Genomic DNA, 11,401 nt, shown 5'->3' on the forward strand with positions numbered 1-11,401 from the left:
AGCACCCACGCGCCAGGGGCCCGTCCGTTCTTTGTCGCCGTGAGAGTCTGGGCCGACCTCTCCCCTCGCGGACGCAGAGAGGAGTTGACACGTCAGCGGAGGGGACTGACGTGTCAGCGTCGGCTTCGAGGCCGAGGCGGCGCCGCGGGTTCACTCCGCCATCCCCCTGGCACCTGGACTGCAAGAGCCCGGGACCTCCTCTCACCCGCCGGCGTGGGCCCTCGCTTTCGCTCCAGAGGCCCTCCGTGCGCACCTCGTCTCTCCGGCTGCGCCAATCAGAGACAGCCGTTCGAACAGGACGTCATGAAGACAAGACACTCCCTCCCGCTGGCCCTTCTCTGTCTGAGCGCCGTGGGCGTCACGAGCTGTAGCGACAAGCCCTCGAAGCCCCCGCCTTCGACGTCCCTCCCCTCGGGGACGGTCATCTCGGGAGGCGATACCACCGAGGAACTCGACGCCGTCGGCGCCAACTGGCGGCCCGCGTTCGACCCTGACTACAACACCCTCGTCCCTCGGCCCGGCGTCGAGGCCGCGACCCAGGCGCAGACGGACGACGTCACCGTGACGCCCACCTCGCTCATCTTCCCCAAGGCGACACACGCGGAGGTCCTCGCGTGGAAGCCGGGGCGCATCGTCGTCGCGGGGCCGGGCGCGGGTGCGGGCAAGAACCCCCTGGGCTTCGCCCGCCGTGTCGTGAGCATCGCCGAGCAGGGCGAGGACCTCGTCGTCACGACGGAGAGCCCCGCCCTGCAGGAGCTCTTCGAGGGCGAAGTCCAGATGACGTTCGACCCCGACAAGGCCCAGCCCGTCGACCTGGCCAAGCTGGACCTGGAGTGGGCCGCCGCGAACCTGTACGCGGACACGGACTTCGCCAGTGAGCTCCCCGAGCTGCTGAAGGACAGCTATCCGCTCGAGGGAGGGGACCTCGGCGAGGACGGCAACCCGCTGCCTCCGGCGGCGCCCGGTGACCCGGCGTTCGGGTGGTTGGTGAAGGCCGCCAAGAAGGTCTGGCAGACCGTCACGGCGAAGAGCTTCGAGAAGAGCATCCCGCTCGAGAAGGAGATCAAGAAGTCCGTCTCCGCCGAGCTCTTCTCCGGCAACTACACGAAGACCTTCAACCCGTCCGGCAAGCTGCCGATGGAGCTCAACCTCAAGGGCGAGGGCACCGTCTCCGGGTCGCTGGCCTTCAACCCGAAGCTCCAGGTGGGGTTCCGCGTCCCGGGCCTGGGCTCCATCGGCGGGGAGAACCCGTTCGCGCTCTGGTTCAACGCGGACAGCTATCTGCGCGCGACCGAGCGCATGGACGTCAACCTCGACGCCAACCTGGCCTCGGCGGGAGGCAAGTCGGGGGTGGACCTGGAGGAGATGTTCAAGAAGGCCCCCACGACGCGGGAGGAGGTCGCGACACACACCAAGGACTTCTTCATGAACCACCCGGGCCTCAAGCCCGGGACGGCGTGGAAGAAGACCCTCTTCATCTCCAAGCCGTACACGCAGACCGTCGCCGCGGGCCCCGTGCCCGTGGTCTTCACCGAGACGTTCCAGCTGGACCTCGAGTGTGGCTTCGAGGCGAAGGCCGCCATCGAGGCGTACGTCATGCTGGAGCAGTCGCTGACGTTCAAGTACACGGCGCGCTACGAGAAGGGGAAGCTCACGCACACGGGCCCCTCCGTGGGGACGGCGAAGAAGTTCGAGGTCCAGGTGACGGGAGGCGGCGCGCTCGTCGCCACGTGCGGACTGATTCCTCGCATCAACGCGTTCATCTACGACACCATGGGCCTGAACGCGGGTGTCCGGGCCTCCGTCATCGGCCGCGCGTCGTATGCGTCGTCCTGCGATGAGAGCGCGACGACCTGGCAGCCGAAGGGCGAGGTGAAGCTGGGCCTCGCGCTGGGGCTGGGCCTCAAGGTCGGAGCGCGAGGGCAAATCCCGGGCTCGAGCTTCCTGGGGACCTCCGGCACCAAGCTGGGCGCGACCTGGTATCCGCCGGAGCTCTACAGCAAGGAGTTCCCGCTGTACGAGAACACGTGGGACGTGTCGCCGGGGCTCGGCTACTGCACGCCCAAGTGCAAGAACTTCGCGAAGGACGGGCTCGAGACCGACGAAGACTGCGGCGGTGGCCAGTGTGGTGGCTGTGCCGAAGGCAAGGTGTGTTCGAAGAACAGCGATTGCGCGGTCGGCTTCTGCGCGGACGGGGCGTGCTCGAACACCGACCACTGCAAGAACGGAATCATCGACGGGGATGAGACGGCCACGGACTGCGGCGGCGCGCTCTGCGGCAAGTGCTCCGTGGGCCGCGCCTGCTACCAGCATGGCGACTGCAAGAGCAACGCTTGCAAGCTGCAGCCCCAGAGTGGCTCCGCGATGGGGTTCTGCGTGGCCGACGCCTGCCAGGACAACGCCAAGGACAATGGGGAGTGCGCGGCGGACTGCGGTGGCAGCTGCAATGCCTGCGGCCTGGGCACCTACTGCGGCATCGATGCGCAATGCGCGAGCGGGGCCAGCAATGGCTATCAATGCGTCAACGCGACGTGCAAGGACCTGAAGCTCAGCGCTGGCGAGTCGGACATCGACTGCGGGGCCGCCTGCTTCACCGGCTGCGCGCAGGGGCAGAAGTGCTTCGGTGACGCGGACTGCGGGGACGGGAGCTGTGTCGCGGGCCTCTGCAAGAACCAGTGGTTCTCGACCTGCGCGGAGCGCCGCGCCGCCGACCCGGCGCTGGCGGATGGCCCTTACACGCTCTACGTCGGAGGCGACCCGAAGAAGGGCTGGACGGCCTGGTGCGCGGACATGGCGGGCACGCCGAAGGAGTACCTCTCGCTCCAGAACACGACGAACGGCAACTACTCGCAGTACACCGCGGGCGGGGCTTCTCCCGGGACGGACGTGCGGACGCGCTTCACGAAGGTGCGGCTCCATCCGGCGACGCTCCAAGTCAGTCCCGGGGATTTGACGTTCGCCACGTCGAGCGGCAGCCTGAACCACAGCCAGTCGACGCTCACATCGCTTCCCTACGGCGCCGCCATGGACTGCGCGGCCTCGATGAGCAGGAGCGGCGTCGGAAACATCGACCTCACCGGGTTGCCGTTCGCCGTGGCGCCCAACCAGTTCATCGTCGGCGGCTTCGAGGCGAGCGGGACGACCGCCTACAGCACCGACGGGCGCCGGGTGCACCTCATGGGCGGCGGCTATTGCGGCTGGAACTTCGTCGTCGGCGGGAATCCCATCGTCAACATCAAGCCCATCCAGCTCGTCTACGCGCCCTGATGGAGGCGGGCGGTGGCCGCCCTCTTTCCACGGCGCCATCGCAGGGCGGCGAGCGCGAAGGTGCTCGCCGCCAGCAGTCCCACGCCGACCGCGAGCAGGCTCGGGGCGGGCGGAGGCGGCGTCTCCACCAGGCGGATGGAGAGGTCATCCACCCAGGTGGCCGCCTCCCCGCGATGGAGGAGCTGGACGTAGTAGGGGCCTCGTGGAAGCTCCAGCGGGGCCTCGAGTCGCCCGCCCACCTGGGTGAACCGGACGCGTGCACCGAGCGCCGTGGCTTCATCCACGGGCGCTCCGGGCCGGAGGACCACCTCCAGGTCCTGCTCGGCGCGGGGGCCCGCTCGCAGCGCGAGGAGGGCCTTCCCCGCGGTGGGGGCGTCTCCTCGGAACTGGAGGACCGAGCGCGGCACCGAAGCCTCCGGCACATCCCGTCGCCCCGGCACCAGGAACGCATCCGCGGGGGCGCGGGTCATCGCTCCGACGCGGAGGTCGAGCACACGCTCCTCCAGCAAGAGCCCATGCTGCTCCGCGGTCCGGAGCCACGTCGCACCGAGCGCGGGGTCGAGCTTCTCCAGTTCGACGGCGAGTCCTCGGGCCCATGGCGCGAGGGCCGTCGGAGGCGAGGCGGTCTGGACGAGGTAGCGCGTGAGACCTTGAACGAAGAGGGCCTTCGCGTGCGCATGCACCTCCCACAGCGCGCTCGAGAGGGCGAGCGAGTCGCCGTGGGCGAAGCCGGTGCGTGCTTCGGGAAAGGAGACCTTCACCCGGAGCGAGCGGGCCGCCTCCGTGGGGAACGCGGAGTGCTCGCCCCAGAGCGGGTCTCCGCTCTTCAGCGCGGCATGGAAGTCCGCGAGCCCTTCCTTGATGAGCGCCGGGTCGTTGGAGGTGCCCGCGGCGTCGAGCGACCAGCGGCCCTCCCCCAGCCTCGGGCGCAGCCAGACATGGGAGAGCTCGTGCGTGACGACGTCCGCGTCGGTGCAGAGCTGGGTGGCGCGCACGCCGAACAGGATGGCGCCCTGTCCCTGGCAGAGCGATGAGTCGCGGAGCACTCCTTCGCACCCGCCGAGCTCGTCGGCGGAGGTGATGCTGCGCGCGTTCGGCTCTGCGAGGTTCGCGATGAGGAGGAGGTCGGGATGGGCGGCGCCATCGCCGAGGCCGAGGTCCGTGAAGAACGCGGCCGCGTCGCGCGCATGGGCTTCCAGCTCGCGAAGGGGCTCGACGGCGGAGGAAGGCAGTGCGGGGTCCGTGCTCTTGACCAACGCCGAGCAAGGCGCCTGGCCTTCGCGGACGCACCATCGGAGGTCGAACTGGGTCACGAGTGGTGTCTGTCCTGCGGCGCGGTCCGGATGGCTTCGTCTTATACGCCGCCGCTCCACCTGCTCCAAGCGCGCCACCGTCAGCCATTGACGCGCGAGGCTTGGGGCGGCGCGCATCGAGGCTCTCCGACGAGACGTCCACGAGACAACGTCCGCGAGACCGACAGGGCTTCGGACGGCACGGAGTGGACATCCCTCCATGCCCGCGGGGACGTGGGGCGGTGGGCAATCGTCACGGAGGGGAGTGGCGGGAGGGGAGGAGGCGTCGCACCATGTCCGGAGGTCCACGGTGCGAGGAGGCCGTCAGGGATGGTGGTCATCGTGATGGGAGTGTCGGGCGCCGGGAAGACGACGGTGGGGCAGGCCCTGGCCCAGAGCCTCGGCTGGCGCTTCCTGGACGCGGATGAGCTGCACCCTCACTCCAACGTGGAGAAGATGGCGGCGGGCCATCCGCTCACCGACGAGGACCGCTGGCCCTGGCTCACCACGGTGCGCGCCCGGCTCGAGACGGCGGTGGCGAAGGGCGAGGACCTGGTGCTGGCCTCGTCCGCGCTCAAGCAGTCCTACCGCGCGGCCCTGTCGGTGGAGCCCTCCCAGACGCGCTGGGTGTATCTCCATGCCCCCCGCGAGGTGCTCGCGCAGCGGCTCTCCCGCCGACAAGGGCACTTCATGCCGCCCTCACTGCTGGAGAGCCAGCTCGCCACGCTGGAGGTCCCGGACGATGCCCTCTCCGTGGACGTCACCCCGCCCCCTGACGTGGTGGTGAAGAACATCCGAGAGGGATTGGGCCTCTGATGCCGCGACTCCCGCCCGGGAGGCCCGCTGCCCGTGGGGGCGTCGGGTGCCCTGGCGAGAGTCGGGTGGTGCGCCGCGATTCACGAGGAGGAGGGGGAGCGGACTCCCTCCCTCCCCAGGACTTCACCGACTACGGGCTGAAGGTGCCCGTGAGCACGCTGGCGCGGGCGCGCGGCAGCGCGCGCTTGAACGGGCTCGTCGCCAGGTTCGAGCCGGGCTGGTACCAGCTCTGGATTTCAGCGAAGTACGTCTGGCCCGCCTGGAGCACGTTCGGGGGCAGGTACACGCTCTGGAGGTCCGTGTGCAGCATCGCCACGCGTGTCGCGGTGGTGGCGCCGTTGGACGTGCCCAGCCGGAAGATGTTCACCACGTAGTTCGTGGCGGTTCCGACCAGCGGCTTCGACCAGCGCAGCGAGGCATCGAACCCGACGCCCGTGAGGTTCTGGAACGCGCCCCGCGTGTTCACCAGGGGCGCCTGCACGGGCCCGATGAGGGGCACCACGGGTTCCGCGGTGAAGGCGCTCGCCTCCTGGTCGATGCGGATGTCCACGCTCATGGTGTAGGGAGTCGCGGTGCCCAGCGCGTAGCTCTTCGTGAAGCCCGCGGTGGCACTCGCCACCTTCGGCCACGTCGCCGGGAGCGGGTTGTTGTAGGTCATGGCCCCCGTGAGGATGTCGGTCTGGAGCGCATCGGGGTTGAGCTTCAGGAGGAAGGGAGGCCCGCTGATGGACGCGACCGCCGTGCCCAGTGCCGCGGGCCGGGCGGACATCAGAATCTCGTTGTACGCGCTGACCGCGTTCGGGTTCACCTGGGTGCGAAGGGCCTCGAAGGCGGAGCGTCTCCAGTCCACCGCGAAGGTGCCCGTCGCCGCGGGCTGGGTGAAGGTTCCGTTGATGGTGGTGGGCTGGCCCGGCACCAGCGTCACGTTCGCGTCGAGCACCTTGTGCATCGCGCGGTAGGGCACGCCATTCACGGTCGTCCGCCACCGCAGTTGTGCCAGGGAGAAGACGTCGCCCAGGCTGCTGTCGAGCAGCTTGGGGTGGGTCATGTCCGCGTAGCTGAAGCTCAGCGCGGAGAACGACGTGGCGCCGGTGAGGGGGCGCCCCGTGGCCGCGCTGCCCATGAAGCCGAACGCACCCGCGTTCAATGAATACAGGTCCAGGTGGTCCGCCGGATGCCAGGGGGACAGGCCGGTGGCGGACACCGTCACGGGCGTGGGCTGAGAGACGTAGGAACCATTGCGGCCCCACTCCGTGGAGCCCAGGTCGAACGTGCGGTCGGTGCTCACCAGGTAGCGCGGGCCCAGCTTCAGGTAGATGCGGCCGGACGGGACATTCGGCACGGAGAGGGTGCCATCCGCGGCGCCCGTGCCCGGATAAGCGGTGAATGCTCCCGTCGTCGAATCCCGCGTGTAGGCCACCACGGACGTGGAGGACTGGTCATAGGGCGTCGTGACATTGCCCGCCGCGGTGACGAAGGTGATGGGGCTCGTCCCGGTGACCTGGGTGACCAGGCCCTGGGTGTCCTGGGTGGTCGCGTCCGCCTCGACATCGTCGAGACCCGCGCAGCCGACCCCAGTCATTCCGGCCATGAGCCCGATGGAGATCAATGACTTCTTCATGATGAAGAAACCCTTTCGGCGACGCCGAGGATGGCGCCGCTCAGGGGTCTCAATATCGATGCGGTCTGACATTCCTGGAGGCGCACCGGTGCCCTGTTCCGCCTCCAGGAAGTGAAGACAGACACGTGTGTCGACAGGTGAGACAGGCGCGCGGGCCGCCACTCCCGGGGACGAGCGTGGCGGCGCGCGTCGCTCAGCGACTCAGCGCTGGACGGCGGGCTTCATGCTGTTGAGGAAGTCCTGATGCCACGCCTTGGGCAGCGTCTCCGTGACGGAGACCTGCTCGCGCGCGGGCCGCGTCAGGGCGTCCTGCATGCTCAGGTCCCCGACGAGGAACCCGCCGGCGAACAGCGTGCGGCCGTTCTTGCTCACCGCCAGCAGCTCCTGGTCCGTGCCCAGCCGCAGGTTGTAGACCCGCGCGTTCTCGCTCGAGACGGGGGAGATGGACGTCAGCGTCGAGACACCCTTGTCGGTGCGGACCTGGTCCTTCACCTTCAGGCTCTTGGCGGTGACCACCTCGCCGGTGGCCATCACCACGGGGTGCATCTCCGTCAGCGTCGCGTCGTGGCCCTGGTTGTCGCGCAGGCGCAGGAGCGGCTTGACCTCATTGCCTTGCGCGATGTCCATGACGGACAGCAGGGCGCCCTTGTCGTTGGCGCGGACCTTGTCGCCCAGCTTGACCTGCTCCACCGGGACGACCTTGCCATCCGCCAGCGTGACGCGCGTCCCCGCCGCCATGCAGCTGTTGTGGAAGAAGATGTTCGACGTCAGGCCGGAGGCGCCCGTCGGATACATCACCACGAACGGCTTCTCCGGCGAGGTGGGCGTGTTGCAGCGAATCTTGCCCATGATGGTGACCATGAAGCGGGTCATCTCATTGACGACCGTGGAGGCCGCGCAGCTGTTGGGGCTCTGTCCCGGGCCCGGCGTGTTGAACAGCCGGCTCATGCTCGTCAGGACGTTGAGGTTGCTCGTGTTCGCCCCCACGGGGATGCTGGGGATGAACTCCGCGTTGTTGAGACAGGTGCGGCCCGTGTCGCTGAGAATCATCTGGATGCGAGCCTTCTCGATCTTGGACACGATGCACTGGAAGTTGTTGACCGCGCCCGCGCTCAGGACGCCGCGCACCGGGACATAGAGGTTCTCGTAGTTGTACGGCACGCCGAAGGTCCAGTAGTCCGCCGGGTTCAGGGTGCCCGGTTGATTGGCGTAGCTCGCCGCGACGCCGGTGCTGGTGGCGGGAGAGACGAAGGGGCTCAGGACGCCGTTGCGGTAGCCCGCGACGGAGTAGTCACAGTCCGTGCCGCCGCGAAGCTGACAGGCATAGATTTCCGCGTGCGTCGGCGTGGCGAGAATCTTCCGAGGATGGGAGAAGGTCATCGTCGGCGGCGAGTTGATGACGGCCGAGCGCACCAGGACATAGGTGGTCTGGTCGAGGTTGGGACCCAGCGCCATCACCAGCGACTCCATGCGCAGGACGCGGCCCTTGCCGGTGGCGATGGTGGCGACGGCCTCCACGTCGTCGAAGGCCCGGCCGTCACCGTACTCCTCACCCGAGTTGGAGGAGACGAGGACGGAGTTGGCGCCGTTCTCGTCCTCGTCGTAGTTGAAGAGGTCGGCGTAGACGTAGTCCGCGCCGTCCTTGCAGGCCACCTCCACGACGGGGAAGTACGTGGTGTAGCCATTGGAGGGCAGCGGCGGGTTCTTGTACTTGAGGAAGTGATTGCACCAGGCGGGCTCGTCCGCGGGCGTCGCGGACGGGGCGGCGCGCGTCAGGGCGCGCTCGCGCATGAAGCCCAGGCGGTTGAACAGCTCCGGGGCGTTCTTCTCGTCCTTCCCGGCCGACGTCAGCCGGCCCACCAGGAATTGATAGTCGCCGTCGTCGGCGAGGTTCAGGTTGATGTGGAGGGCGTCGTTGCCCTCGGTCTCCTTGTCGAACCGCTCCACCAGCCGCTGGGCCCGGGGACGGTCCTCCGCGGGGGCATTGAGCGTGTTGCTCCAGCCCGCGCTCAGCAACACCACACCGGCGAGAGGCAATAGCCGAGCCTTCTGCTTCCAGAATGCACTCATCTTGACTCCTCCTGGGTTGACGACGACATCGACAGGACAGACATCGCGCGTGGGTCACGGATACACGTGTGGCCTTGCGAGCGTTTGTCTTGCCTGGAAATGCACAGCGGTCGGGAGGCGCCCGCCTCTCACGAGGCGCGCGGTGATGGTGGGCGAGATGTTGTGGAACCCCCCTCTACGTCCTCGATAGACTTCAGCTTGTCCGTTCTGTCGCGCCATGTTTGGAATGCGCGATTTTCACGGATGGTGAATCCCTGGCGCGGTGGATGGCAATAGTGCTTTCCCGCATGGCAGTGGTGGATGTCTTTCTTTGCGAGGTCGCTCATGTTTGCAATGTCGGCTGGCGGACGTTCCCGCCAACACCAGACTCGACGCGCCGCGTGGCGCTGGTTGGGTTTGCTGTGGGTGGGACTGACAGTGATGAATTGCGCCTCCGACAAGGAGGGTGACGGGCCTCCGCCTCCCTCCGACGCGGGGGATGGAGGGGGGGAGGACGGAGGCGTCCACGAGGACTCGGGCACGGACTCGGGGCCGCGTGACGCGGGTGGCACGGAAGGGGACGCGGGAAGCGACGCGGGGACGGATGGTGGGCCCGCGAGCCTTCACGAAGGGGCCTGCACCGTGGACGCGTGGTGCTGGGCGCATCCCACGCCCTCGGGCGAAGCGCTGAAGGCCGTCTGGAGCGCGGGGCCCTCGGCGGTCTGGGCGGCGGGGGAGGGGCAGGTGTTCCATTGGAATGGACAGCACTGGAAGGGCCAGGCCAGCGGTGTCGCGGGGGGCGCGGTGTTCCTCTCGGGCTCCGGCGCGGACAGCGTGGTCCTCGCGGGGGGAGACGCCTCGGTGGCGCGCTGGGATGGCCGGGAGTGGCGTCGCGAGACGGTGTCGCGCGCGGGGCAGGTGACGGGGCTCACCGTCGTGTCATCCACGGAGGCGTGGCTGACCCAAGCCCCGACGAATGAGGCGCCCCAGGGGAATGTGTGGCGGCGGAGTGACACGGGGTGGGCGTGGGTCGCGGGGCTGGCGGATGCGCCGCTCTCCTCGCCGTGGAGCACGTCCGCGTCGGAGGTCTGGGCGCTGGCGGGCGCACAGCGGCTGGCGCGGTGGGAGGGGCAGGGGTGGCGTCACACGGCGCAGCTGCCGAGCCCGGGTCCCTCCGGGGAGAAGTACACCGCGCTCTGGGTGGCTCCGGGAGGGGGCACGGGGTGGGCGGTGTCGGCCTCGGGCGCCGTCGCGCGGTGGACGGGCAGCGGCTGGGTCTCCGTGCAGAGTCCTCGGGTGGTTCCGTTGACGGGGGTCTGGGGAAGCGGCGCGAATGATGTCTGGCTCGTGGGGCATCAAGGGGTGCTGCTCCACTGGGATGGACAGTCACTCGCGAGCGTGGACTCGGGGACGGGGGAGGACCTGCTCGCCATCTCGGGGACGTCTGGGGACGATGTCTGGATTTCGGGGGCGAAGGGCGGACTGCTGCGCAAGACACCCAGGGGCTGGCAGCGGGTGGGAGGAAGCGCCGTGCCCGGGGCGAGCTGGAGTGTCGTGACGGGGTCCGCGTCCGACAATGTCTGGGTTCTGGGGCGCGCGGGCTCGAGTGGCGCGGCGCTGGTCTGGAATGGTCGGAGCTGGCGGGTGGCGGAGCCTCCGCCGGAGCCCGTGGTCGCGGCCTGGGCGCTGTCGCCCGACGAGGTCTGGGCCGTGGGAGCCCAGGCCTATCGTTGGAATGGCAGGACGTGGGAGCGGCACGTGCTGCCCTCGGGGTTGGTGGCCCGGGGGATTCACGGGACGGCCTCCGACGACGTGTGGATTGTGGGTGAGCATGGGCAGCGCGCGCTGTGGCGCGGGACGTCCTGGCTCGATGGCGGACGCGGGGGCACCACGCTCCAGGACGTGTGGATGGCGTCCTCGACGTCCGCGTGGGCGGTGGGCGCGAGCGGCCGGTTCGAGTTCTTCGGAGGAGGAGACTGGCTGGACCTGTCGGTCGACCCTCCCGCGACGCTGCGGGGCATCTGGGGCGCGGGGGAGGGGGATGTCTGGGCCGTGGGAGACCAGGGGCTCATCGTCCACTACGACGGCATCGTCTTCGACGTCGACACGACCAGCGCGGCGGGGGTGCCGCTCAAGGATGTCTGGGGCTCCGCGAGCAACGACGTCTGGGCCGTGGGCGAGGGCGGCGTGGTGCTGCACTACGACGGGATGCGCTGGCGGCGTCAGGAGAGCGGGACGTCCGGGGCGCTCGTGGGCGCGTGGAGCACGGGCGCGGGCGCCTGGGTGGTGGGGAGCCAGGGGCAGGTGCTGAAGCGCCCCTGAGTCGTCCGCCGCGTCGCGCGAACGAGCAGGCCGA

At 69.2% G+C, this 11,401-nt stretch carries 6 protein-coding genes; 3 read left to right on the top strand and 3 right to left on the bottom strand.

Annotated elements, in window-relative coordinates; translation table 11 throughout:
• The first annotated feature begins 303 nt into the window (after positions 1 to 303).
• The gene (locus MYSTI_RS42830; protein WP_015346232.1) at positions 304 to 3,267 is read left to right on the top strand and encodes a GON domain-containing protein; all 2,964 of its coding nucleotides are present in this window, start codon (positions 304 to 306) and stop codon (positions 3,265 to 3,267) included.
• Here the strand turns inward: MYSTI_RS42830 and MYSTI_RS03085 are convergent.
• Positions 3,255 to 4,697, bottom strand: a complete 1,443-nt coding sequence (locus MYSTI_RS03085) for a hypothetical protein (RefSeq protein ID WP_015346233.1) — start codon at positions 4,695 to 4,697, stop codon at positions 3,255 to 3,257. The genes MYSTI_RS42830 and MYSTI_RS03085 overlap by 13 nt on opposite strands.
• Positions 4,698 to 4,889: 192 nt before the next feature.
• Here MYSTI_RS03085 and MYSTI_RS03090 point away from each other — a divergent pair, with 192 nt between their 5' ends.
• Entirely contained in the window at positions 4,890 to 5,375 is a 486-nt protein-coding gene (locus tag MYSTI_RS03090) for a gluconokinase (protein ID WP_015346234.1), read from the top strand.
• Between the two features lie 130 nt (positions 5,376 to 5,505).
• Here the strand turns inward: MYSTI_RS03090 and MYSTI_RS03095 are convergent, their stop codons facing one another.
• Positions 5,506 to 6,996: a hypothetical protein gene (locus MYSTI_RS03095; RefSeq protein ID WP_015346235.1), complete on the bottom strand. Its 1,491-nt coding sequence runs from the start codon at positions 6,994 to 6,996 to the stop codon at positions 5,506 to 5,508.
• A 201-nt stretch (positions 6,997 to 7,197) separates the two neighbouring features.
• Positions 7,198 to 9,066, bottom strand: coding sequence for a Hint domain-containing protein (locus MYSTI_RS03100; protein ID WP_015346236.1), 1,869 nt, complete (start codon positions 9,064 to 9,066; stop codon positions 7,198 to 7,200).
• A gap of 420 nt (positions 9,067 to 9,486) precedes the next feature.
• On the opposite strand from MYSTI_RS03100, the gene MYSTI_RS45200 reads away from it, so the two are divergent.
• Entirely contained in the window at positions 9,487 to 11,367 is a 1,881-nt protein-coding gene (locus tag MYSTI_RS45200) for a WD40/YVTN/BNR-like repeat-containing protein (protein WP_044278523.1), read from the top strand.
• Positions 11,368 to 11,401: the final 34 nt, after the last annotated feature.

The sequence above is a fragment of the Myxococcus stipitatus DSM 14675 genome, from assembly GCF_000331735.1.
GTDB lineage: Bacteria > Myxococcota > Myxococcia > Myxococcales > Myxococcaceae > Myxococcus > Myxococcus stipitatus.

What these genes read in the sequence shown, in the direction of transcription:
- MYSTI_RS42830 (WP_015346232.1), top strand. Translation starts at nt 304, where the DNA reads ATGAAGACAAGACACTCCCTCCCGCTGGCCCTTCTCTGTCTGAGCGCC.
- MYSTI_RS03085 (WP_015346233.1), bottom strand. Translation starts at nt 4,697, where the DNA reads ATGCGCGCCGCCCCAAGCCTCGCGCGTCAATGGCTGACGGTGGCGCGC.
- MYSTI_RS03090 (WP_015346234.1), top strand. Translation starts at nt 4,890, where the DNA reads ATGGTGGTCATCGTGATGGGAGTGTCGGGCGCCGGGAAGACGACGGTG.
- MYSTI_RS03095 (WP_015346235.1), bottom strand. Translation starts at nt 6,996, where the DNA reads ATGAAGAAGTCATTGATCTCCATCGGGCTCATGGCCGGAATGACTGGG.
- MYSTI_RS03100 (WP_015346236.1), bottom strand. Translation starts at nt 9,066, where the DNA reads ATGAGTGCATTCTGGAAGCAGAAGGCTCGGCTATTGCCTCTCGCCGGT.
- MYSTI_RS45200 (WP_044278523.1), top strand. Translation starts at nt 9,487, where the DNA reads ATGAATTGCGCCTCCGACAAGGAGGGTGACGGGCCTCCGCCTCCCTCC.